This window comes from Parerythrobacter jejuensis (genome assembly GCF_039536765.1).
In the GTDB taxonomy this organism is placed as follows: Bacteria; Pseudomonadota; Alphaproteobacteria; order Sphingomonadales; family Sphingomonadaceae; genus Parerythrobacter; species Parerythrobacter jejuensis.
Map to the genome: position 1 here is coordinate 1684905 of NZ_BAAAZF010000001.1, position 20547 is coordinate 1705451.

The following is a 20547-nucleotide window of genomic DNA, read 5'->3' on the forward strand; positions in this document are numbered from 1 at the left end:
GAGATATGAGGGGCGAAGACGATGACAAGAGCCGAGCCAGATGCGAACGACGGTTACAACGAGGGCGATAAGTCTCACGGATCGGGCGGGGAAAAGCGCACCGATCTCGCCGTAGATCGCACTGACATGGCCGAGGATCGTACGATCATGGCAGTCGAAAGAACCTTCGCCGGCTGGATCAGAACCGCATTCGCATCAATAGCTATCGGGCTGGGATTCCGAGCTCTATTTGGCGAACTCGATCCCCCATGGTTAGCACGAGTCATCAGCTCAATGTTCATCGCGCTGGCTATTTGGCTTGCTCTGTCTGCAGCCTCACGTGCCTGCAAGTCTCTAGAGCGAATGGACACTCATGCGGTCAATCGACCGCGTGGCCTGCATATGCGTTACATATCCTGGGCTGTCGCCGTCGGTGCAGCAGTATTGCTAGCGGGCCTCTGGTTCCTGAACGATGGCAGCCTGAAGCAGGTCTAGGTCCCGTCGCCGCGCAGACCATCCAGTTTGTTGTCTTCGCCATATTTGTCGACATTGTCGTCGTGATTAGGTTCACCGTTGAACGCGCCCATATCGACGCGCCCCGAACTTTCCATATCGCGCATGCGATCAATCGTATCTTGTTCGGAAGATCCAATTGGCGTTGTCCCATCACCTTTCCGACTATCAGTCGGGCTTGTCATGGCCGAACGGGGATCCTGAGCCTGCTGCGCTACTTCTTGCGCTTGCGAGCGGTGGTCGTCCTGCTCGTCATTGTGGGTCTCGGGCGCAAGCGAGGCTTGGCGGGCTTCCTGGCTCAGTGGCTTACTCTTGTCCGTCATCGGAATATCTCCTTTGCCGAACCAACGGGCCGCTACCCACACCTGTTCCAAGAAAAACTAGCGGGTCGGAGCAGGTGCCTCGCCGGAGTAGTCGTAGAAGCCTTTGCCAGTCTTGCGGCCGAGCCAACCGGCCTCGACATATTTCTGCAGCAACGGTGCGGGCCGGTACTTGCTGTCACCGGTCGTGTTATAAAGCACCATGATGATATCAAGACAGGTGTCGAGACCGACAAAATCCGCCAGCTGGAGCGGTCCCATCGGGTGGTTGAGGCCGAGGCGACAGCCTTTGTCGATGTCTTCAATGCTAGCCGTCGACTGGCCCAGCACAAAGACCGCCTCGTTGATCATCGGCAACAGGATCCGGTTGACGACGAAGCCAGGCTCGTCTTGCGAAAGCACCACCTGTTTTCCCAGGCCTTCCGCAAACGCGACAGTCCGCTCCTCGACATTCTTGCTCGTGGCAAGACCAGGAATGACTTCAATCAAACCCATTACCGGGACAGGATTGAAGAAGTGCAGCCCGATGAAACGTTCAGCATCGGGCGCGTAATTGGCCATCCGCGTGATCGGAATGGAGCTGGTATTGCTGGCCATGATCGCGTCGGCAGAAAGGACTTTGCCAGCACTTTCGAAGATGGTCTGTTTGATCTGTTCCTTCTCGGTAGCCGCCTCGATGATCATATCGGCATCAGCCATCGGCGCGTAGTCCGCCACCGGCGTAATCCGGGCCAGGATTGCCTCTGCATCATTGGCTTCCAGCTTGCCGCGCCCGACGAGCTTGACCAGAGATTTCTCGATTCCCGCTTTCGATTTTTCCGCCACTGCCAGATCGATATCGGCCAGCATCACCTGCATTCCATGCTGGGCGATCGTCTGTGAAATGCCCGAGCCCATCTGGCCCGCACCAATAACTCCGACAGTGCGCATGTATGATCTTTCTCTTCGCAAGTGCAGCAAAGCGAGCCTGTTAGCGGGGGCAAGACCGATTGACTAGCGGTTTGCGCCGGGCACCCATTTCACATCTGCAGCGCCATCATTGTTGGCCACGCGCGCGAGCACGAACAACAGATCAGACAGGCGGTTGATGTAGGCCAATGCAGCGGGATTAACCGGCTCCGATTGCACGAGCTCAGCCATGCACCGCTCCGCCGCGCGCGTGGTCGCACGCGCAACATGGATGCGGGCCGCGCCTTCACTTCCGCCGGGAAGCACAAAGCTCGTCAATGGCTCTAGACGGTCGTTCAGTGCGTCGATTGTGCTTTCCAGCCAGTTCACCTGGGCAGAAACAATGCGCAGCACCATTTCGGAAGGCTCGAAATTGTCGCCACCAAATTCGCCTAGCGGCGTGGCGATATCCGCGCCGAGATCGAACAGATCATTTTGGATACGGAACAGGATTGCCGCATGATCGGTCTCTTTCAGCGCGACTGCTGCAAGACCAATGGCGGAATTAGCTTCGTCCACCACACCAATCGCAGTCATGCGCGGATCATGTTTGGCACGCCGTGACCCGTCGACGAGGCCGGTCGTGCCATCATCGCCGGTCCGGGTATAGATCTTGTTGAGCTTGACCACAGGTCCGCCCCTTCGGGATATTACTGGGATACGGCCAGCAGGATCGCAACCACTACGATGGCCAGCGCCTGGAACTTGATGCGATTGAACATCATCTTGTTCTGCAGCATCTGCATCTCGGTGGAGTTCTCGGCTGCGCCGGTCTCAAGATCAATCTTTGTGCTTTGCAGGAACGCGACAATGCCGCGTACCAGCGAATAGAGGACCAGACCGCAGAGGATCACGAGGGCTATGATGAGGATCGTTGTCATGGCAAATATCTAGGTACTCCCGAGCGAGATGCCACATGGCCAATGGTCCATGCGCAGCCTGTCCGCCCAATCGCGACTATTCTCGCCCGCTTTGCGATAATCTGCAAGCGCCTTCGATCCGCGTGTTTTGGCGAGCTTCTTGCCAGCCCCGTCCAATAATAGCCCGTGATGGTGCCAGCCGGGCACGGGCAGGCCGAGAAGTTCCTGCAACAGGCGGTGGATATGGGTCGCGGCAAACAGGTCCTGTCCGCGCGTTACCAGTGTTACCCTATCCGCGGCATCGTCCAATGTAGCGGCCAGGTGATAGCTGGCAGGCAGATCCTTGCGCACCAGCACAACATCACCCAACGCGTGCGGCTCGGCGGTTTGCTCCCCTGCCAGCGAGTCTTGCCACATCAGCGCTCCAACCTCGGCCAGCGCTTGCTCCACATCCAGCCGCAGCGCTGCTGGCTGAGAGAGGTCTACGTCTTTGCCCTTGCAAGTGCCGGGATACACCAACCCCTCCGGCCCCGGCTTCGCGCCTGCAGCTTCGATGTCCTTGCGGGTGCACGTGCACGGGTAGAGCAGGCCACGTTCGCGCAGGCTTTCCGCCGCACCGGCATAGCTTTCCAGCCGTGCCGATTGGGCAGGCACCTCATCCCACTCCAGCCCGAGCCATTCGAGGTCACGGCGAAATGCGTCGGGCAAATCGGGCCGACTGCGCGGGCCATCAATATCTTCAATCCGCAGGAGGAAGCGCCCACCCTGCTCCGCCGCCAGATCATGCGCGATGATCGCCGAATAGGCATGGCCCCAGTGCAAGGGGCCATTGGGGCTGGGGGCGAAGCGCGTGACGATCATGGGTGCAAAGAGCCATAGCGAAAACGTGTGCCGGACCAAATGCCGGCGACGAAAAGCGGGGCAAGCCTGTTTGAAATGGGGTTGACGCTTTCCCGTGCAAATGATTCTCTTGCGCCAAATCGGAGGACCGTAACACGTGTTCAAGGCCGAACTGATCGAGAAGGCGGCGCGCTTCAGAGGTGCCGAGGAAGATCCAACGCGCAGCTTGCAGGCGTGCCCTGCCCTGGTGCTCAACGCGGATTACACCCCACTATCCTACTACCCGCTCAGTCTGTGGCCGTGGCAGACCGCGATCAAGGCGGTGTTCCTCGACCGGGTCGATATTATCGAGAGCTATGATCGCGAGGTTCACTCGCCCAATCTCGATATGAAGATTCCCAGTGTGATTGCGCTGCGGCAATATGTGAAGCCGAGCGAGTTTCCAGCCTTCACCCGGTTCAACCTGTTCCTGCGTGACCGCTTCGTGTGCCAGTATTGCGGCAGCGACAAGAGCCTGACCTTCGACCATGTCATCCCGCGCCGTGCTGGCGGACGTACCACATGGGAGAACATCGCCACCGCCTGCGCGCCATGCAACATGAAGAAAGGCGGCCGGACGCCGAAGGAGGCGCATATGCAGCTTCAGTGCGAACCGATCCGTCCGACGCATTGGCAGCTGCAACAATACGGCAAGCAATTCCCGCCGAACTACCTGCACGAGACATGGCGGGACTGGCTCTATTGGGACATCGAGCTGGAGGCCTGAGGCTACCTTCCGGCGATCCGCTTCAGTTGGCGCCAGAGCAGTTTCGGACCCCATTCGAACGCCAGCGCTAAGCTTGTTTTCTTCTCACTCTCGGCTTCGAAGCGGTAGTATGGCGGCTTGCGTTCAAAGAAGATTTCCCGCTCGATAACAAAGTCCGACTGATCGAACAGGCCAGCGGATATCGCCAGCTCCTGTCCGCCGATTGGTCGATGAAAGATCGCGCTTCCACACGCCCGGCAAAACCCTCTCTCAGCGAAGCTAGATGATTTGAAGATCGTCAGAGTTTCGCCCTCGATAGTTGCGTTGGGACATTGCAACGCCATCCAGGGTCCGCTCGTCCAGCGCCTGCACATGTCGCAGTGGCAGACGCCGACATCGGTAAGTTTCTTGGGAAGGGTCACCTTCACTCCGCCGCACAGGCATGAACCGTGACTCTGTGCGTCGTGGCTCATGTCACAGCCGCTCTATGTTTGAACTCAGGCGTATCCCACGCACTTTTCGCCAGAATATCCGCCAATTCCTCCGCCGTGCGCGCCATGTCTTCGAAGCGCAGATAGGCCGGCGCAAAGCCCAGTCGCAGGATATCCGGCGCGCGGAAATCACCGATGATCCCGCGGGCGATCAGGGCCTGGCACAGGGCGTAGGCTTCTTCGTGGCGGAAGGAGAGCTGGCTGCCGCGCTTCATCGGCTCTTCCGGGCTGACAAGCGGGAGATCGACGCCTGCTTCGGCCAGACACTCGAGGAAAAATTCGCTGAGTGCGCGAGATTTGGCCCAGAGCCGATGCACGCCGATTTCAGCTATCAGGTCCACGCCAACTTCCAGCGCGCTAACCGACAGGATCGGCGCAGTGCCGCACAGCAAACGGTCAACCCCCGGAGCCGGACTATAGTCGTCGGAGAATTCAAACGGCGCAGCATGCCCCATCCAGCCCGATAGGGGTTGGTCGATCGCGTCATGATGCCGCTCGGCGACGAACGCATAGGCGGGCGCACCCGGGCCGCCATTCAGATATTTGTAGCCGCAGCCGACCGCGAAATCGGCGTCGCATCCGTTCAAATCGACCGGTAACGCGCCGCCGGTATGCGACAGGTCCCACAGCACCAAAGCGCCCACATCGTGCGCGGCCTTGGTCAGCGCGGCCATGTCGAAAATCGCGCCGGACTTGTAATGCACATGGGTCAAGAGCAGCAGCGCCACGTCGCCATCCAGCGCTTCGACTATTGCATTGCGTTCCGCCAGCCGTTGGGTGGCGAGACCCTGCCCCTCCAGCCCCTGGATCATGTAAAGATCGGTGGGGAAATTGCCCGGCTCGCTCAGGATCACCCTGCGCCCGGATTGCATTTTCAACGCCGCGCTGATCAACTTGAACAGGTTGACCGAAACGCTATCCGCCACGATCACCTCATGCGGCTGCGCTCCGATCAGAGGCGCGATCTTGCCGCCGACCCGCTGGGGGAGATGGATCCAGTCGGCGGAATTCCAGCTCCGGATCAGGTCCGTGCCCCACTCTTCCCGCATCACTTGCTGCAGGCGTTCAGTCGTTGCCTTAGGCAGGGCCCCGAGCGAATTGCCGTCGAGATAGATCACACCATCGGGAAGATCGAAACGGTCGCGATATTCGGCCAGCGGGTCTGACGCATCCAGCGCGCGCGCCTGGTCAAGCATCGGCCAACTCCCGCAGGATCGCGCGGCACAGGCCAGCGTCACCGCCAGCAATCTTGAGTGGAAGCGCGATCAATTCGTAGCGGCCTGCCGGAACATCATCGAGCACCAGCCCTTCGAGGATACGCATATCGTGTTTCAGGACTGCCTTATGCGCATCCATCGTCTTGCTATCCTGCGGATCGACCGATGGCGCATCCGTTCCAACCAGTTTGACGCCCTGCAACGCAAGCCATTCGATCATATCTGCCGCCAGCGGCGTGAAATCGCTGCGCCAGTCATCGTGCGGAAAACTCTCAAACGTGCGGAACAGCACGCGATCAACGCTATCGAGATGCGGCAAGTCAGCGACACTCACCGCACCAGCAACTGCGCGGGCATCGATGACCAGGCATTCGCCCAGATAGGGATCAAGCTCCATGCTGGCCGCATCCAGCCCGTCCTGCGAATAGTGCAGCGGCGAGTCACCATGCGTGCCCGAATGTGTGCTCATCGTCATCCGCCCGACATTGACGGGGGAGCCATCCTCCATTTTCCAGCTCCGTTCGAACTTGAAGTCGGTATCGCCCGGCCAGACAGGCAATCCGGGGCGCAATGTCTGCGAAATGTCCCAGATCCTGCGGGAGGATTGCCACGAGCTCATATCGCCGTCCTCACGCTGAGCAATTCCGGGAAGAAAGCCTGTTTCAGGACGCCCTCAAGATAGGGCACACCTTGTGTGCCGCCAGTGCCGCGTTTGAACCCGATGATCCGCTCGACCGTTTTCAAATGACCGAAGCGCCAGCGCTGGAAATGGTATTCCAGATCAACCAGCTTTTCGGCCAGCTCGTACAAGTCCCAGTGGCTTTCCGGATCGCGGTATATTTCGGCCCAGGCCGCCTCGACGTCGTCGGAACGCTCCCATACCGTGTTCAACTTGCGCTCCAGAATGGCGTCGGGAATGGCAAAGCCACGGCGTTGCAGCAAGCGCACCGCTTCATCGTAAAGGCTGGGCTTGTCCAGCTCAGCGCGCAGCTGCGCAGCCACGTCGGGCGTAGCCTCATGCATGGTGACCATGTCGGGATTGCGCCCGCCGAGCAGGAATTCCATCAACCGGTATTGCGCAGACTGGAAACCGCTGGAGCGGCCCAGATGTGGGCGTATTTGCGAGTAGTCATGCGGGGTCATGGTGCTCAGCACATCCCAGCTCTGTATGAGCTGGGTCTGTGCACGCGCGACACGACTGAGCATCTTGAATGCCGGGCGTAAAGTGTCGATCCGGATGCACCTTCGCGCCTCGACCAGTTCATGCAGGCAGAGCTTGAGCCACAGCTCGCTAGCCTGGTGGACGATGATGAAGAGCATCTCGTCATGGGCGTCTGAAGAAGGGTGCTGGGCCGACAGGATACTGCCGAGATCAAGGTACGAAGAATAGGTTACATCGCTTGCCATGGGCGCAGCCCTAGCGCGCATTGGTTGCGAACGAAACTAGGCAGACACGAACCCGGCCGGTCACTGGGTAATCGTGCGCGCCGCCGGATGATGCTTGTCGAGGTGCTTCTTGACGATGCGCAGATTTTTAGTGTTGGAGCGATAGATGAAGTCGAGCGCGTCGCCCACGACCGGGACGGCGCCGACCGCAGTATCGATTGCGATATTGCCAGCCATCCGTGCCAGTTTCCACTTCGGCAGGCCAAGATTGCGCCCTTCCCACACGATATAAGCCCCCATCGCAGCAGCAATGATGTCCCCCACAACAGGTACGAGGCCAATGATGGAATCGAGCCCGACCGGTATCTTGGTGCCGGGCACTTTGAAGCTTCGCTCCAGCAGCAGTTCCATTGCTTCGATCCTGCGGCGGATAGAAACCGGGTCCGTACCCGTCGGCATTTCAAGCCCCATCGCCTGCAAACGCGGCTCTTCGTTCATCTTAACGCTCCCTTTTATTAAGATATGGGGGCTATTGCGAACGGAAACAAGGGGTGGCGGGCCCATTGGTTCTCCGAGAAGCCGTCCAGTCCGCCCCGGACGAGCGACCAGCGAATCGGCGCGCCAAGGGGGATGAAAGCTTCGGCAGCTGTCAATGCCCCCTCCGCTTCGGCCAGCAGGGTCGTGGCTTCTCCCACCGTCGCGGCATCAAGCGATTGATCGATGAGCACATCGGCATCAGGTGAGCACAGCGGTTGCGACAAGTCGCAATTGAACTGGTTCAGGAACCAGCGCGGGGAGGCATACCGAGCTAACCGATCGACCAGGACGAGATCGGCAGCTTCGGCATTCTCTGCCCGTTCGAGCGTTACACCGATGACCGAAAAATCGTCTGCAAGCTCGGACAGCAGGATGTCGGAGCCCGGCCCTTCCGGCAGGAGGATCTGCAAAGTGTTGCTGCCCCCGCTTGCAGTCCAGGCGTTGATGCGGCTGGCAGCGGTGGCGCGCCTTTGATCAAGAGACTGGCCGAACCATCGCTCGGCCAGCAAGCTTGGCGCGCCGGGCAAGGCAGGTGACACAATCCGCGTTGTCGGGATCCAGCCGGCGACGTTGAACGGTTGAAGCAGGGTCGAGCGATCAATCGCCATTGAGAGCGCTTCGCGCCGCTCAGCACTGGCCAACAATCCACGCGCATTCGAAAATGACAATCCGAATACGCCCAGCGCAGCATCAAGCCGCACGGTACCGCGCGAGAGTGGCCCAGTATCAGCGAGCGGGAGCGAGCTGATCCGGCCATTGACCACCGCTTCCACTTCGCCGTTGCTGAAGGCTTCGACTGCGGCAGGTGCCGCCATCGCCCGCACACGAACGGCCAGAACCTGATCGGCCCAATCCGGCTGCTCTGGTAGACCTCTCGCTTGTGGAGGAACCGCTGTCAGAAGCGCCGCCTCTCCCTCACGCTCGAGTGTGAATGGCCCGACACCGCTGCCAACGCGGCGCAGGCCAAGTTCGGGTTGCGAAAGCAATTGCAGGAACTCCGGCATCGGGCTCTTCAGCCGGATTTCTATCACGCGCGCGGTCATCGCGCGGATTTCGTCAATCTTGGCGAGATCCAGGCCAAGCGATGTGCCACGCAAGTCCCTGATATTGCGCAGAAGGGCCTGGCGTACTGAGTTCGCCGTGATTGGTTCGCCATTGGTCCAATCGGACCCGCGCAGGCGGAAAATGAAGCTCAAACCGTCGTCAGTGACAATCCAGCGTTCTGCAATCGCAGGGACGACCTCGCCTTGGGCATCGATGGAAACCAGCCCTTCGGTGGTCGCTTCGCGAGTTAATTGGCCAGCATAAGCCAGCCGCATATCACTATCGAACAGCGCGCCTTGTTCGCCAATCACGGCTATCGATACCGTCCCGTCATCGGCGCGCGAATTGCACCCGGCAAGCAGGATACAAGCTGACAATGTAAAGGCAACGGCACGACGCATTGGCCCTGCCTAGCAGTGATCACCGAAATGGTCAGCGAAAAGGATCAGATTTTGCGGAGCGAAGATTTGTCGACCTGGCCGGTCTGGTATCCAGAAGTGCGCATATAGCGCGGGGCCGAGGCTTCATCCGGATTGGTTGCAGGAGCACGAGCAAGTGCGGGATCAACTTCGTTGTCGAAGGCGATACCAAACCGATTGTCCTGGACCCATGCCACATGGCCATCGACCCATCCGATATTACGTAAGTCAACCGAAAGTCGGGACCCGCGCAGTACCTTGGCGCCCCCTTCGGCCATCATCCCGCCGGCAGATAAATTGCGAACCTTGATCCGGTCGCCGGAATCGGCGCCTTCAAGGCGTACTTCGGCCATCAGGAACATGCTGTCCCGGGAAATATTGCGCGTATCGACGGCAGACATGGAGCTACGCAATCCTTGTTCAATCTTCGCGTCACCCAAAAAGTCAGGTGAGCTTCAACCGCAACAGCGATACACCGGATTAGCCTAATGAAGCTTTAAGCTTGTTGGGACTCGGTCCCGAGACACACGCAAGTATCAGTCGTCGCGGGAAATTTTCTCGCGACGTTCATGCGCTTCTTGGGCCTCAACCGTCATGGTTGCGACGGGACGCGCCACCAATCGCTTCAATCCGATCGGGTCGCCGGTCACTTCGCAATAGCCGTATTCTCCCTCGTCGATCCGGCGCAGGGCCGAATCAATCTTCGAGATAAGCTTGCGCTGGCGGTCGCGGGTGCGGAGCTCGATGCTCCAGTCGGTCTCGCTGGAAGCCCTGTCATTCAAGTCCGGCTCGCGGATCGGCCCGTCTTGCAGCGATTGTAGAGTTGTATCGGCAGCCAGGTGGATCGAACGCTTCCACTCGACCAGCAGCATGCGAAAATAGTTCTGCTGCTGCTCGTTCATATATGGCTCGTCATCATGCGGCACATAGTCGGCATCGAGCGCATCTTTCGCCCGTTTCAGGATGTCATTATCGTCTCGCGCCGAAGCGACCATCTGCGTCCTCTCAACCAGCTTGCCCCATCAGTCTGCCCATCCTGCTGCTTCGAATTCTCGATAGCACCGACAAACCAATCTGAGCGCGCCTATAGGCATCACCTACATAGCGCACAAGCGCCAATGCGCAGGCTGTGCATGCTTTGCCAGCCTGCACCTTAAGCGCTGCCGAACAGACGCAGGAATGATCCGTGTCGAGGATTTTCTCGGTCCATGGTTAACCAAGTTTTTACCATAAAGGTCTTGAACTCTTCGAACAGCAGGCGGGGACACCGTCAGCGACTAAAGGGGGGATACCAAATGCAACTTACACCCATCGAAGGCGGCCAACCGATTGCCGGAACAAGCGCCGACATCAGTTTCGTCGTTGCCCAATGCCTGGCAGCAGCCGCAGCGGGAGAGACAATCGCTCTTTATGATCTGGGCGTGATCTATTCCACCGGCAGCCATGGCGCCGAGTACGACCTCATCGAAGCGCACAAATGGTTCAATCTCGCAGCCTCGCGTGGCCATGAAGAAGCGTCCTGGTGCCGGGCCGATATTGCCGACGAAATGACAGCGCGCGAAATCGCCGAAGCTCAACGTCGCGCCCGTGACTGGCTCGCAGCTGAACGCAAAGTCGCCTGATCAAGACGCCTCTTGGGACCCCCGTCTGAAAGGGGTCCGCTTGTCGAGATAGACCTGGTCGACAGAGACGCCTTCGCGCTCGCGTTCCAGAAAATCTGCCACGGCTTCGCGAAAGCCGGGATCAGCAATCCAGTGTGCGGACCACGTCTTGGCCGGTTCATAGCCCCGGGCCAGCTTATGTCCGCCTTGCGCACCCGCCTCGACCCGGGCCAGCCCGCGTGCAATCGCAGCATCAATGGCCTGATAATAGCACAGCTCAAAATGCAGGAACGGGATATTCTCGTTGCACCCCCAATAGCGGCCATAAAGGGCATCACCCCCAATCACGTTTAGCGCTCCGGCCACAGGCTCATCATCGCGATAGGCCATAATCAGCAACAGGCGGTCAGCCATGCGCTGCCCCAGTAATGAAAAGGCCTCCCGCGTCAGATAGGGCGTGCCCCATTTCCGGGCGCCGGTATCCTGATAGAATACCCAAAACGCATCCCAATGGTTTTCGGTCAGATCAGCGCCGCTGATGTGGCGGATATCAACGTGTGCCTGTGCCTTGGCGCGCTCTTTGCGCAGCGCTCTACGCTTGCGGCTCGCCAGCTGCGCGAGGAAATCGTCGAAGCAGGTATAACCGCGGTTCTCCCAGTGGAATTGCAGGTCGCTTCGCAACAGCCAGCCAGCCTCTTCGAAGAACGGCAGTTGAGTCGGATCAATGAAAGTGGCGTGGGCCGATGATAGGGAATTCTGCGCACATAGTTGCTCGGCGGCGCGCAACAGCGGAACGCCCAGCCCCTCGTCAGCCAGTAGCAGCCTGGGCCCGCTGGCTGGGGTGAACGGCGCAGCGATTTGGAGCTTGGGGTAGTAGCTTCCACCTGCCCGCTGAAATGCGTCTGCCCAGCTGTGGTCGAACACATATTCGCCCTGGCTGTGACCTTTGAGATAGGCAGGCATCGCCGCTAGCGGGATGCCGCCATCCCCCTCGATCACGATCGGCGCGCTTTGCCATCCGGTGCCCGGGCCGACGCTTCCGGAATCCTCCATCGCGGTCAGGAAAGCATGGCTCATAAAGGGATTCCCGTCACCCGCCAGCGCATCCCAGACCGCCGCATCCACATCGCGTACTCCGCCGAGAATGCGCGCCGAGAATTCTGTCTCGCTCATCCTAGCCCTTCAGCTTCGCTGACAAGCGCGTCGCAATGGGCCAGAGCCTGGCTGCGCAACTCCGGCGAATTAACCGTCCAAGTCAGCACGGGAAGTCCCTTTGCGCGCAAGCCAGCCACCCATTCGCTGGGCAGCGCGAGAATGTGATAGGCAAGGAAATCGGGCTTCGCGATCATCAGGGCGAGGCGCCGTTGCCAATGCTTCTGGGTGTAGCCATGCTCATCTTCGCGCATCACCAGCCCGCTTGGGGTGCCGGGCGCATGGCGGCGGAACCAGCGGGAAACTCGCGGATCAAAGCTCATCACCGCATGATCACCATGATAGCTGGCCAATTCCTCACGTACCCGTTGGCAGGTGCGTTCGACATCATAGCCGCGTTTCGATTTCAATTCGATCAGGAGCGGCACGCGGCCGCCGACGAGGTCCAGCAAGTCCGCCAAGCTGACAGGCCCCTCGTCGCTATCAAGATAGCGCAACGGCTTGAGCTCTGCCGCCGTCCGGCCATCCGTTGGCCCTTGCTCGCCCGTCAGCCTGAGCAGATCCCAATCGTGGAAGACCATCGGACAATCGTCGAGGCTGCGCTGGATGTCGCATTCGATGCCCATTCCGGCATCGATGGCGCGTCGAGCGGCCTCCAGCGAGTTTTCGATTGCTCCGTCACCGTGCAGGCCGCGATGGGCGTATTCCCAGCGCGTCAGCCAGTCGGGAGCGGAACGGTTACTCACCCGCGAGCGCAACAATCGCGTCAATTTCGACTGCAACACCCAGCGGCAGCGTCGGAACCCCCACCGCACTGCGCGCATGGCGGCCCTTTTCGCCGAATACGTCGAACATCAGTTCGGAGGCGCCATTGGCGACCTTGGGCTGGTCGGTGAAATCGGCGGTGGAATTGACGAATGCGCCCAGCTTGACCACGCGCTCTACCCCGTCGAGCGGGATTAGAGCATTCTTAAGCTGTGCGATGATCATCAGGCCGCAGGCTCTCGCAGCAGCGACACCTTGTTCGAGCGAAACGTCCTCGCCCAGACGACCCTTCACCAGCTTGCCATCGATAAAGGGCAATTGGCCCGAAAGGTGGGCGAAGCCGCCATGGACCACGACGGGGACGTAACTCGCCACCGGAGCGGCTGCTTCTGGCAGAACGATGCCAAGTTCTTCCAGGCGTGCTTCGATGCTCATACGTCCTCCTCCAATTGTTCAAGTATCCACGGCAACGCATGCTCCCACTCGTCAATCCGGGCGTGGGCATGTCCGGCCTTTTCGCCACAGGTGATATGGGGAGCGATGGCGGGCTCGCCGCACAAATGCAGGCGCGTGATATGCGGCACGACATCTTTGGCCGAACCGTGGTGCTGGGCGAGATCGTCGATGAAGATAGCGCTGCTAGGCTGACGTTCTTCGAGGATCGCGGCCAGCGCCGGACCCTTTGGCCCCTGGTTAGTATAGACCGGCGCATGAATGCCAAACTTGCCGAGCTGCTCGGCCCGCTTTGCTCTGCGCTCATCCAGCAGGTTCGTCAGGATCACGACATCGGCTTGCTCGGCAATCGTCCCAATCGCTTCGACCGCACCTTTGATCGGGTTCTGGCTATCCATCTCGGTATCGAAGAACATATTCAGGAACTTCCAGATATCCTTCTGTTCCAGAACCTCGTTGCTGTCTTTCCAGCGCAGCGCATTCGCGAAGTCATTGCCCGCCAGGTTGAAGCTGACGCCGTGAGACGTATCGAGCCATTCACGAAACGGGCTGACCATGTGCAGCAGCACTTCGTCACAATCGGAGATTACAAGGGGTCGGCTCATCTGGTCAGGTGCTCTCGTGCAGAAAGGAGGGCCTGCGGTTCAACCTCGAGGGCATCCGCCGCAAGCAACAAATCGGGTTCATGGTTCGCCAGGAAATCCAGCACCGCAGCAAGCACCGTGCGATCCGTTAGCCGTTCTCGCAAGATATCTGGGGTCAATCCAGTCAGCGACAAGAGCCGCTCTGCCCGCGAATCATCGGTGAGAACCCAGCCTAGTGCGCCCAGCGCCAGTGCATCGGGGTCTGACGATTGATGCTCGGGGGATTGGGGCGAACGGATAATTGGCAAGGCTCCATAGCTGGCCTAGGGCGGCATTCGAAAAGGAGCGGCCCCAGTGGCAAAGAGAATACTGGTTGTCGAGGATAACGACCTAAACCGGAAATTGTTCTGCGACGTTTTGCGCGCGAAAGGCCACGAGGTGCTGCCATGCGATGATGGCAGCAAAGTTATCGGGGCAGCGCAGGACTTTGCGCCCGATCTGGTGATCATGGATATCCAGTTGCCGAATATTTCAGGCGTCGATCTGATCACGGCGATGAAGAAGGATGCAACACTGGTCACCATCCCGGTGTTGGCGGTGACAGCCTATGCCGGCAAGGGCGATGAGGAGCGGATCCGGGATGCGGGCGCTGCCGACTATCTTTCCAAGCCGGTTTCGATTGGCCCCTTCATGGCTGCGGTGAATGCCTTGATTGGCGAATAGCGCGTCGGCCCCGGCCTTTCGGCACGCTTGACAATCAGCCGCGAAACCCGCTTTCCCCGCGTCAGAGTTTTCGGCGTATTTGCAGAATGCGCCGCATTGAAAAGGAACCGCTTCTATGGATCGCGCCCACGTCGACACCCGCATCCGTTCTTTGATCGAGCCCTTCAACAAGAAGGGGGTCGATATCGGCGAGGCTACGACATTCCAGAATGATCTGGAGTTCGACAGCCTAACTGTGATGGATTTCGTTGCCGAGATCGAAGACGAATTCGATATCATCATCAGCATGAACCAACAGGCCGAGATCGAGAATTACGGCCAGCTGGTCGACGCAGTGGCGAAGCAGGCCGACTGATGAGCGAAGGTATTTCCCAGCCGGACCAGCCTGTCGAGCAACAGGGCGGAGAGGTCGATCTGTTCAGCAAGTTCGACGACATCATCCAGATGCGCGAAGGACTCCTCGCGAGCGGGGTCGAGGATCCGTTCAGCCTGGTGATGGAAAAGGTCCTTTCGCCAACCAAAGCGATTTGCAACGGTCGCGAAACGATCCTGCTCGGCACCTACAACTATATGGGTATGACCTTCGATCCAGAGGTGATCGAGGCGGGCGAACAGGCGCTGCGTGACTACGGCACGGGCACGACCGGAAGCCGCGTTCTCAATGGAACGTACCAAGGTCACAAAGAGTGCGAAGACGCGCTGCGCGAATTTTACGATATGGACCATGCGATGGTCTTCTCGACAGGCTATCTGGCCAACCTCGGAATCATTTCGACGATCGCCGGAAAGGGCGATTACATCATCCTCGACATTGATAGCCATGCCAGCATCTGGGATGGCTGTGCGATGGGCAATGCCGAGGTTGTGCCGTTCAAGCATAACGACGTCGTGGCAATGGAAAAGCGGCTCAAACGCGTGCCCGAGGGCGCGGGCAAGCTGGTTATCCTCGAAGGTGTCTATTCGATGCTCGGTGATGTCGCCCCGCTCAAGGAAATGGTCCGCATTGCCAAGGAACATGGCGCGATGGTGCTGGTCGACGAAGCGCATTCGATGGGCTTCATTGGCGAGAACGGGCGCGGCGTGTGCGAAGATGCCGGGATCATCGACGATTGCGATTTCATCATCGGGACGTTTTCCAAGAGCGTCGGCACGGTTGGCGGGTTCTGCGTCTCCAACCACCCAAAATTCGAAATCATGCGCCTGGTGTGCCGTCCCTATGTCTTCACTGCCTCACTGCCACCCAGTGTTGTAGCAACGGCAGCAACCAGCATCCGCAAGCTGATGCATGGTTCCAACAAGCGGGCACATTTGTGGGAGAATTCCAGGAATCTGCATGGCGGTTTGCGGCAGCTTGGCTTTGAGCTCGGGACCGACGAGCCCGAAAGCGCGATCATTGCCGTGATCATGCCCGACCTGGAGCAGGGTGCGGCAATGTGGGAGGCGCTCCTCAAAGAGGGCCTCTACGTCAATCTCGCACGACCGCCAGCGACGCCGGCGAATATGACCTTACTGCGCTGCTCGCTTTGTGCAGAGCATAGCGAGGAGGAGGTGCGCACCATCCTGGGCATGTTCGAACGTGCTGGAAAGGCCGTTGGAATCATCTAGGTCGGGGCATGCGCCCAATCCGAACATGACACTACCACACCATCGCAGCGCGGCGGCTAAGCAGCTGTTGAGGTAGTGTCGCCAGCGACCTCTATTGCGGGACCATTATCCTTGTTCTCCGGGAACACAGGCCACATCAATTGCTGGCCAAGCGTTGCCGGAGCGAGGTTTTCTACCCCGTAGCTTTCGGGGAACGTCCGGGTGATCTTTGCAGTGCCGAACAGAACATCCCAGAAAAACAGCAGATTGCCGTAATTGCCCTTGTAGTGGGTGCCCGGATCTTCGGCATGGCGGCCATGATGGGCGTGATGCGTGGCAGGAGTCGAGATTACCCGTTCGACCACCCACATCACGGGTGACAGCCATTTGATGGCATATAGAGGCTTGTCCCAGGCGACGTCGGAATGGGCCCCGATGATGACCGTCATCTTGACGATGATATAGCCAGCATAGACCCAGCCCAACCCGAGATAGAGCAGGATCCCCGCGAACCACAGACCGGGCATCATCATGTAATAGAACAGGTTGTTACGGTAGACGAGCCGCATGGACATGTAGCGGGCATTGTGATGGGCGCGATGCAGATTGTAGAGCCATGCAAAACTGTGGCTGGCCCGGTGCCACCAATATTGGGTCATGTCATCGAAAATCAGAAAGAGCGCTATCGCGGCGAAGATATTGAGATCAGTGAGCGCGCCGGCGAATTGCGGGGCGACAAGTCCGGCGAGGCTGGCGGAAACAAACAGGATGGCCGGCTGGGTAATCACGAGCAACATGGCCATGCTGACAGCTTCGACGATGCCATCATCCCGCGTCTGTTCAGCCTTTGCAAAGAGGTTGGAGCGCCACAACTCAAGCACCCCGAATCCCAGATAGATTACCAGAATAGCAATTGCGTAGTTTGGCATGGCCCTCTCCTTTGACCTGGCGAGGCATAGGCCTTAGTCAACAAGAGAAATGTCAAATAATTTACATTTGAATGCGCGATCGACTTCTGCGCCGATGCTGTTTTCCGCGTTGCCGGAGGACCTGCAGGCATCTCTGCTCATGGCATCCCCCTCTCGCAAATATGGCAAGGAGCAACTCCTGCAACAGAGGGGCGATCACGCCGATGGATTCTGGGTGATCGCAAAGGGCAGCGTGGCCGTCGGATTCTTCCATGCAGACGGAGAGTTCCGCGCCGTAGCATTGCTGGGGCCAGGTGATTCCTGGGGCGAGTTAGCGATGTTCGCAGGTCGACCACGGGTCGTTGACGCCATCGCGCGGACCGGGAGCGTCGTCCATTTTGTGCGCGCGGCCGCATTTGAAACAATTCTGGCCGAAAGACCTGCAGCCATGCGCACGCTCTTGGGGGCATTGTCCGCCCAGCTGCAGGAAACGCTGGATGTCATGGCCGGGATCAGGAGCGGCTCGGCGAAAGGCCGGGTGGCCGGGATGCTCGGCGCATTGTCAGGAGGGCAGATGGGCTCAATGACAATTACGATTTCGCAGCAGGAGCTTGCCGAGCTGTTGGGCCTGACAAGGGCGACTGTTAGCGCAGCGCTGCGCGATCTTGAACATGCCGGTTGGCTGAAACGCGGCTACGGAAAGATCGAGCTCGTCCATCCTGACGAGCTGGAACTCGCGGCCCTTAGCTGAGGCTCGAACGCCTAGCTGGCTTGCACCTCGGTCGCGCTCTCGCATTTGTCGGCGATTTCATCGTCACTGCTCGAAAACTGGGTGAGTGCAATGAAGCCACCGACAACCAGCAAGATAAAGACGGTGGTTACGGTACCGAGATATTTGTCGATCACCCGTTTGATCGGTGCACCGAAAACCCGGAACAGGATACCGACCGTCATAAAGATAAGCGCTCTGGCGGCGAGGCTGGCTAGAATGAAGGGCAACAGTGCCATCTCGATAAAGCCGGCCGTGATGGTCAGCAATTTGAAGGGAACAGGCGTCGCGCCTGCGACCAGAATCGCCTCGACATCATATTCACGCAAATAACATGCTGCGACGGGGAAGCTCTGGGTCAATCCAAGCAGATCGATCAGCTGCTTGCCAATCGTATCGTACACACCCCAGCCGATCGCATAGCCAAGCAAAGCGCCCGCCACGGACGACAAGGTTGCAACGATCGCAAAGCGGATCGCCTTCTTCGGTTCCGCCAGACACATAAGGCCCAGCAGTGGGTGCGGCGGGATCGGGAAGAAGCTCGATTCGACAAAGCAGAAAAAAGCCAGCCACCACACCGCATGCGGATGCGCGGCCTTTTCCATCGTCCAGTCGTAAAGGCTGCGCAGCGGCTTCATCATGGTGGGAAATCTCTCCGGTTTGGCGCCGATTAGGGCACACCGCCAAGACACGCAAGTTCTAGCATAATTAACCTATTTGGAACTTTGAGTTTGACATCGTCACGCTCTTTGGTTAGAGAAGCGGAACATCGCGAAATACCGATTCGAAATCAGGCGGCCCTGCACCACGCAGCGCCGCCTGTTTGCGTTGATGGATCGCTGCAAGACGGGATGAGCAGGCAAGTGGCACGATCGCGTACACGCACCAAAATCAATCCGGCGCTCAGGGCAGGCGAAACCAATAAACTCAACCGCCACTGGCGCACCCTCTTTCTCGACAAGCTGGCGGAAACGTCCAATGTCACCGCAGCAGCCCGCGAAGCCGGCATCAACCCCGGCCGGGCCTACAAAATCCGGCGCGAGGAACCCGACTTCGAACGGCAATGGCATGCCGCCGTTGTCGAGGGATACGAACATCTGGAGATGGAACTGCTGGCCCGGCTGCGTGACGGCGAAGCGAAAGACGGACCCAAATTCGATAATGGCGCGGCACTGCGCCTGCTCGCCCTGCACCGCGACACCATGTCGCGCGAACATGGCCAGCGCCGCAACCTCGATGCCCGGGCAGCGCGCGCCATCATCGATATGAAGCTGGAAGAGCTGCGCCAGCGCGTGATCGCCCGGCAGTCCGCGGACGATTTGGGAACCCCTGCGCAATGACGGACGAGTTTGCCTTTCTGTTGCAGACCACGGCGAAGGAGCGCCAGCAGATCGCAACCGGGCTGGACCGCCGGGATGCCAATGATGCCGCCCGGTACTGGGACGATCATTTTCGCCTGTTCGCCCATGACGGGCAAAGCCCCCCTGCCGGGGCCTGGCGGGTTTGGATGGTGATGGGCGGCCGCGGCTTCGGCAAGACCCGTGCCGGGGCGGAATATATCCGCTCCATTGCCGAAGGGGATCCGAGTGCCCGGATCGCATTGGTCGGGGCCTCGCTGGGCGAAGTGCGCAGTGTCATGGTTGAAGGCGAGAGCGGGCTGATCGCCTGCTGTGCCCCGCAAGAGCGGCCGGATTTCGAACCTTCGCTGCACCGGCTGCGCTGGCCCAACGGAGCGCAAGCGCATCTCTATTCGGCGGCAGAGCCGGAATCACTGCGCGGGCCGCAACACAGCCACGCCTGGTGCGACGAGATCGGCAAGTGGAATGCTGCTCATGATCGGGCCAACCGGTGCTGGGACAATCTGACGCTGGGTCTGCGGCTGGGCTCGGATCAGCGCGTGGTGGCCACCACGACACCGCGCAATACTGCGTTGATCCGTCGGCTGCTGGAAAGCAACGATACCGTGACGACCGGGGGAGCAAGCGCAGCCAATGCGCTGAACTTGCCGAAGGCGTTTCTGCTCGCGATGGAGCGCGAGTATGGGCAGACGTTGCTCGGCAGGCAGGAACTGGGTGGCGAGATGATCGACGAAGTCGAAGGCGCCTTGTGGAGCCGGGACCTGCTGGAGCGGTGCCGTACCGAGAGCGGCGCGACTGCCATGACCCGCATAGTTATAGGTGTTGATCCCCCTGCCTCAGCCAGCGGCGATGCCTGCGGAATTGTCGTTGCGGCGCTGCTGCCCAATGGCACAGGGCGTGTTCTGGCCGATTGCTCGGTCGAAAAGGCCAGTCCGGAGCGCTGGGCCAGGGCCGTCGCCTCCGCCGCACAGATTTGGCAAGCCGACCGTATTGTGGCCGAGGCGAACCAGGGCGGCGCGATGGTGGGCAGCGTCTTGCGGGCAGCCGATATCGCGCTGCCGGTGAAACTGGTCCATGCCAGCCGCGGCAAGGCCGCACGGGCGGAACCGGTCGCCGCGCTTTATGAAGCGGGCCGGGTGCAACACGCAGGCTTGTTCGCAAAGCTGGAAGATGAGCTGTGCGGCCTGATGGCAGGCGGCGGATATGAGGGCCCCGGCCGGAGCCCCGACCGGGCCGATGCGCTGGTGTGGGCGCTGAGTGAATTGATGCTGGGAAGGTCCAGCGAACCCCGAGTGATCAATATTTGATCGTCACTGCCCCTGCTCTTGCGAGCAGGGGTTTCTGGTGACTG

At 59.5% G+C, this 20547-nt stretch carries 29 protein-coding genes; 9 read left to right on the plus strand and 20 right to left on the minus strand.

Annotation, left to right across the window (positions count from 1 at the left end; translation table 11 throughout):
* Positions 1 to 21 precede the first annotated feature (21 nt).
* A complete protein-coding gene (locus ABD653_RS08270; protein WP_160778240.1) occupies positions 22 to 474 on the plus strand; it encodes a YidH family protein in 453 nt (150 codons plus the stop codon).
* On the opposite strand, the gene ABD653_RS08275 is transcribed toward ABD653_RS08270, so the two are convergent.
* The 5 genes from ABD653_RS08275 to gluQRS all read right to left on the minus strand — a co-directional run bounded on the left by ABD653_RS08275 (position 471) and on the right by gluQRS (position 3481).
* Positions 471 to 815 carry a hypothetical protein gene (locus ABD653_RS08275; RefSeq protein ID WP_160778241.1) on the minus strand — a complete coding sequence of 115 codons (345 nt, stop codon included), beginning with the start codon at positions 813 to 815 and terminating at the stop codon, positions 471 to 473. The two genes, ABD653_RS08270 and ABD653_RS08275, sit on opposite strands and share 4 nt — an antisense overlap.
* 57 nt (positions 816 to 872) lie before the next feature.
* Complete coding sequence (locus ABD653_RS08280; RefSeq protein WP_160778242.1) at positions 873 to 1742, minus strand: 3-hydroxyacyl-CoA dehydrogenase family protein; 870 nt, start codon at positions 1740 to 1742, stop codon at positions 873 to 875.
* Positions 1743 to 1805: 63 nt separating this feature from the next.
* Complete coding sequence (locus ABD653_RS08285; RefSeq protein ID WP_160778243.1) at positions 1806 to 2390, minus strand: cob(I)yrinic acid a,c-diamide adenosyltransferase; 585 nt, start codon at positions 2388 to 2390, stop codon at positions 1806 to 1808.
* A gap of 20 nt (positions 2391 to 2410) precedes the next feature.
* Complete coding sequence (locus ABD653_RS08290) at positions 2411 to 2641, minus strand: HIG1 domain-containing protein (RefSeq protein ID WP_160778244.1); 231 nt, start codon at positions 2639 to 2641, stop codon at positions 2411 to 2413.
* Between the two features lie 9 nt (positions 2642 to 2650).
* On the minus strand, positions 2651 to 3481 hold the full coding sequence (gene gluQRS, locus ABD653_RS08295; protein ID WP_160778245.1) for a tRNA glutamyl-Q(34) synthetase GluQRS: 831 nt from the start codon (positions 3479 to 3481) through the stop codon (positions 2651 to 2653).
* 151 nt (positions 3482 to 3632) lie between these two features.
* On the opposite strand from gluQRS, the gene ABD653_RS08300 reads away from it, so the two are divergent.
* Positions 3633 to 4226 carry an HNH endonuclease gene (locus tag ABD653_RS08300; protein ID WP_199801175.1) on the plus strand — a complete coding sequence of 198 codons (594 nt, stop codon included), beginning with the start codon at positions 3633 to 3635 and terminating at the stop codon, positions 4224 to 4226.
* Between the two features lie 2 nt (positions 4227 to 4228).
* On the opposite strand, the gene ABD653_RS08305 is transcribed toward ABD653_RS08300, so the two are convergent.
* From ABD653_RS08305 to dksA, 8 genes are all read right to left on the minus strand, one after another.
* The gene (locus tag ABD653_RS08305) at positions 4229 to 4678 is read right to left on the minus strand and encodes a GFA family protein (RefSeq protein WP_160778247.1); all 450 of its coding nucleotides are present in this window, start codon (positions 4676 to 4678) and stop codon (positions 4229 to 4231) included.
* The gene (kynU, locus tag ABD653_RS08310) at positions 4675 to 5892 is read right to left on the minus strand and encodes a kynureninase (RefSeq protein WP_160778248.1); all 1218 of its coding nucleotides are present in this window, start codon (positions 5890 to 5892) and stop codon (positions 4675 to 4677) included. Before kynU ends, ABD653_RS08305 begins: the two co-directional genes overlap by 4 nt.
* Positions 5885 to 6532 (minus strand): arylformamidase, encoded by a 648-nt coding sequence (gene kynB, locus ABD653_RS08315; RefSeq protein WP_160778249.1) that lies wholly within the window; start codon positions 6530 to 6532, stop codon positions 5885 to 5887. Before kynB ends, kynU begins: the two co-directional genes overlap by 8 nt.
* Positions 6529 to 7320, minus strand: coding sequence for a tryptophan 2,3-dioxygenase (locus tag ABD653_RS08320; protein ID WP_160778250.1), 792 nt, complete (start codon positions 7318 to 7320; stop codon positions 6529 to 6531). Before ABD653_RS08320 ends, kynB begins: the two co-directional genes overlap by 4 nt.
* Before the next feature lie 60 nt (positions 7321 to 7380).
* Positions 7381 to 7797, minus strand: coding sequence for a DUF4112 domain-containing protein (locus tag ABD653_RS08325; protein ID WP_160778251.1), 417 nt, complete (start codon positions 7795 to 7797; stop codon positions 7381 to 7383).
* 17 nt (positions 7798 to 7814) lie between these two features.
* Positions 7815 to 9281 (minus strand): ABC transporter substrate-binding protein, encoded by a 1467-nt coding sequence (locus ABD653_RS08330; protein ID WP_160778252.1) that lies wholly within the window; start codon positions 9279 to 9281, stop codon positions 7815 to 7817.
* 44 nt (positions 9282 to 9325) lie between these two features.
* Complete coding sequence (locus ABD653_RS08335) at positions 9326 to 9700, minus strand: PilZ domain-containing protein (RefSeq protein ID WP_160778253.1); 375 nt, start codon at positions 9698 to 9700, stop codon at positions 9326 to 9328.
* A 135-nt stretch (positions 9701 to 9835) separates the two neighbouring features.
* Positions 9836 to 10294 (minus strand): RNA polymerase-binding protein DksA, encoded by a 459-nt coding sequence (dksA, locus tag ABD653_RS08340; RefSeq protein ID WP_160778254.1) that lies wholly within the window; start codon positions 10292 to 10294, stop codon positions 9836 to 9838.
* Between the two features lie 300 nt (positions 10295 to 10594).
* Between dksA and ABD653_RS08345 the strand changes: the two genes are divergently transcribed.
* Positions 10595 to 10921, plus strand: coding sequence for an SEL1-like repeat protein (locus ABD653_RS08345; RefSeq protein ID WP_160778255.1), 327 nt, complete (start codon positions 10595 to 10597; stop codon positions 10919 to 10921).
* On the opposite strand, the gene ABD653_RS08350 is transcribed toward ABD653_RS08345, so the two are convergent.
* Genes ABD653_RS08350 through ABD653_RS08370 form a run of 5 tightly spaced genes read right to left on the minus strand, consistent with a single transcriptional unit; the run spans position 10922 to position 14162 of the window.
* Entirely contained in the window at positions 10922 to 12073 is a 1152-nt protein-coding gene (locus tag ABD653_RS08350; protein ID WP_160778256.1) for a GNAT family N-acetyltransferase, read from the minus strand.
* Positions 12070 to 12798, minus strand: a complete 729-nt coding sequence (locus tag ABD653_RS08355; RefSeq protein ID WP_325065360.1) for a glycerophosphodiester phosphodiesterase family protein — start codon at positions 12796 to 12798, stop codon at positions 12070 to 12072. The genes ABD653_RS08350 and ABD653_RS08355 overlap by 4 nt, the downstream gene beginning before the upstream one ends.
* The gene (locus tag ABD653_RS08360; RefSeq protein ID WP_160778258.1) at positions 12791 to 13252 is read right to left on the minus strand and encodes a RidA family protein; all 462 of its coding nucleotides are present in this window, start codon (positions 13250 to 13252) and stop codon (positions 12791 to 12793) included. Before ABD653_RS08360 ends, ABD653_RS08355 begins: the two co-directional genes overlap by 8 nt.
* Positions 13249 to 13875 (minus strand): HAD family hydrolase, encoded by a 627-nt coding sequence (locus ABD653_RS08365; protein WP_160778259.1) that lies wholly within the window; start codon positions 13873 to 13875, stop codon positions 13249 to 13251. Before ABD653_RS08365 ends, ABD653_RS08360 begins: the two co-directional genes overlap by 4 nt.
* A complete protein-coding gene (locus ABD653_RS08370; protein ID WP_160778260.1) occupies positions 13872 to 14162 on the minus strand; it encodes a DUF3572 domain-containing protein in 291 nt (96 codons plus the stop codon). Before ABD653_RS08370 ends, ABD653_RS08365 begins: the two co-directional genes overlap by 4 nt.
* Positions 14163 to 14208: 46 nt before the next feature.
* On the opposite strand from ABD653_RS08370, the gene ABD653_RS08375 reads away from it, so the two are divergent.
* The 3 genes from ABD653_RS08375 (at position 14209) to spt (ending at position 16182) form a co-directional block, all read left to right on the plus strand.
* The gene (locus tag ABD653_RS08375) at positions 14209 to 14577 is read left to right on the plus strand and encodes a response regulator (protein ID WP_160778261.1); all 369 of its coding nucleotides are present in this window, start codon (positions 14209 to 14211) and stop codon (positions 14575 to 14577) included.
* A 115-nt stretch (positions 14578 to 14692) separates the two neighbouring features.
* Complete coding sequence (locus ABD653_RS08380) at positions 14693 to 14932, plus strand: acyl carrier protein (protein ID WP_160778262.1); 240 nt, start codon at positions 14693 to 14695, stop codon at positions 14930 to 14932.
* Positions 14932 to 16182, plus strand: coding sequence for a serine palmitoyltransferase (gene spt / locus ABD653_RS08385; protein WP_160778263.1), 1251 nt, complete (start codon positions 14932 to 14934; stop codon positions 16180 to 16182). The genes ABD653_RS08380 and spt overlap by 1 nt, the downstream gene beginning before the upstream one ends.
* Positions 16183 to 16238: 56 nt before the next feature.
* Here spt and ABD653_RS08390 read toward each other — a convergent pair whose 3' ends face one another.
* Positions 16239 to 17090 carry a sterol desaturase family protein gene (locus tag ABD653_RS08390; protein ID WP_160778264.1) on the minus strand — a complete coding sequence of 284 codons (852 nt, stop codon included), beginning with the start codon at positions 17088 to 17090 and terminating at the stop codon, positions 16239 to 16241.
* A 139-nt stretch (positions 17091 to 17229) separates the two neighbouring features.
* Between ABD653_RS08390 and ABD653_RS08395 the strand changes: the two genes are divergently transcribed.
* Positions 17230 to 17820 carry a Crp/Fnr family transcriptional regulator gene (locus ABD653_RS08395; RefSeq protein WP_160778265.1) on the plus strand — a complete coding sequence of 197 codons (591 nt, stop codon included), beginning with the start codon at positions 17230 to 17232 and terminating at the stop codon, positions 17818 to 17820.
* A gap of 11 nt (positions 17821 to 17831) precedes the next feature.
* Here ABD653_RS08395 and ABD653_RS08400 read toward each other — a convergent pair whose 3' ends face one another.
* The gene (locus tag ABD653_RS08400) at positions 17832 to 18479 is read right to left on the minus strand and encodes a YqaA family protein (protein WP_234032121.1); all 648 of its coding nucleotides are present in this window, start codon (positions 18477 to 18479) and stop codon (positions 17832 to 17834) included.
* 222 nt (positions 18480 to 18701) lie between these two features.
* Here ABD653_RS08400 and ABD653_RS08405 point away from each other — a divergent pair, with 222 nt between their 5' ends.
* Both ABD653_RS08405 and ABD653_RS08410 read left to right on the plus strand, forming a co-directional pair.
* Entirely contained in the window at positions 18702 to 19178 is a 477-nt protein-coding gene (locus tag ABD653_RS08405) for a hypothetical protein (protein WP_234032122.1), read from the plus strand.
* Positions 19175 to 20503, plus strand: coding sequence for a DNA-packaging protein (locus ABD653_RS08410; RefSeq protein ID WP_160778267.1), 1329 nt, complete (start codon positions 19175 to 19177; stop codon positions 20501 to 20503). Before ABD653_RS08405 ends, ABD653_RS08410 begins: the two co-directional genes overlap by 4 nt.
* Positions 20504 to 20547: the final 44 nt, after the last annotated feature.

Coding starts and splice junctions, on each gene's coding strand:
- ABD653_RS08395 (WP_160778265.1), top strand. CDS start 17,230: ATGGCATCCCCCTCTCGCAAATATGGCAAGGAGCAACTCCTGCAACAG.
- ABD653_RS08400 (WP_234032121.1), bottom strand. CDS start 18,479: ATGATGAAGCCGCTGCGCAGCCTTTACGACTGGACGATGGAAAAGGCC.
- ABD653_RS08390 (WP_160778264.1), bottom strand. CDS start 17,090: ATGCCAAACTACGCAATTGCTATTCTGGTAATCTATCTGGGATTCGGG.
- ABD653_RS08410 (WP_160778267.1), top strand. CDS start 19,175: ATGACGGACGAGTTTGCCTTTCTGTTGCAGACCACGGCGAAGGAGCGC.
- kynU (WP_160778248.1), bottom strand. CDS start 5,892: ATGCTTGACCAGGCGCGCGCGCTGGATGCGTCAGACCCGCTGGCCGAA.
- ABD653_RS08275 (WP_160778241.1), bottom strand. CDS start 815: ATGACGGACAAGAGTAAGCCACTGAGCCAGGAAGCCCGCCAAGCCTCG.
- ABD653_RS08365 (WP_160778259.1), bottom strand. CDS start 13,875: ATGAGCCGACCCCTTGTAATCTCCGATTGTGACGAAGTGCTGCTGCAC.
- ABD653_RS08305 (WP_160778247.1), bottom strand. CDS start 4,678: ATGAGCCACGACGCACAGAGTCACGGTTCATGCCTGTGCGGCGGAGTG.
- gluQRS (WP_160778245.1), bottom strand. CDS start 3,481: ATGATCGTCACGCGCTTCGCCCCCAGCCCCAATGGCCCCTTGCACTGG.
- ABD653_RS08380 (WP_160778262.1), top strand. CDS start 14,693: ATGGATCGCGCCCACGTCGACACCCGCATCCGTTCTTTGATCGAGCCC.
- ABD653_RS08360 (WP_160778258.1), bottom strand. CDS start 13,252: ATGAGCATCGAAGCACGCCTGGAAGAACTTGGCATCGTTCTGCCAGAA.
- dksA (WP_160778254.1), bottom strand. CDS start 10,294: ATGGTCGCTTCGGCGCGAGACGATAATGACATCCTGAAACGGGCGAAA.
- ABD653_RS08330 (WP_160778252.1), bottom strand. CDS start 9,281: ATGCGTCGTGCCGTTGCCTTTACATTGTCAGCTTGTATCCTGCTTGCC.
- ABD653_RS08290 (WP_160778244.1), bottom strand. CDS start 2,641: ATGACAACGATCCTCATCATAGCCCTCGTGATCCTCTGCGGTCTGGTC.
- ABD653_RS08345 (WP_160778255.1), top strand. CDS start 10,595: ATGCAACTTACACCCATCGAAGGCGGCCAACCGATTGCCGGAACAAGC.
- kynB (WP_160778249.1), bottom strand. CDS start 6,532: ATGAGCTCGTGGCAATCCTCCCGCAGGATCTGGGACATTTCGCAGACA.
- ABD653_RS08335 (WP_160778253.1), bottom strand. CDS start 9,700: ATGTCTGCCGTCGATACGCGCAATATTTCCCGGGACAGCATGTTCCTG.
- ABD653_RS08325 (WP_160778251.1), bottom strand. CDS start 7,797: ATGAACGAAGAGCCGCGTTTGCAGGCGATGGGGCTTGAAATGCCGACG.
- ABD653_RS08270 (WP_160778240.1), top strand. CDS start 22: ATGACAAGAGCCGAGCCAGATGCGAACGACGGTTACAACGAGGGCGAT.
- ABD653_RS08280 (WP_160778242.1), bottom strand. CDS start 1,742: ATGCGCACTGTCGGAGTTATTGGTGCGGGCCAGATGGGCTCGGGCATT.
- ABD653_RS08320 (WP_160778250.1), bottom strand. CDS start 7,320: ATGGCAAGCGATGTAACCTATTCTTCGTACCTTGATCTCGGCAGTATC.
- ABD653_RS08350 (WP_160778256.1), bottom strand. CDS start 12,073: ATGAGCGAGACAGAATTCTCGGCGCGCATTCTCGGCGGAGTACGCGAT.
- spt (WP_160778263.1), top strand. CDS start 14,932: ATGAGCGAAGGTATTTCCCAGCCGGACCAGCCTGTCGAGCAACAGGGC.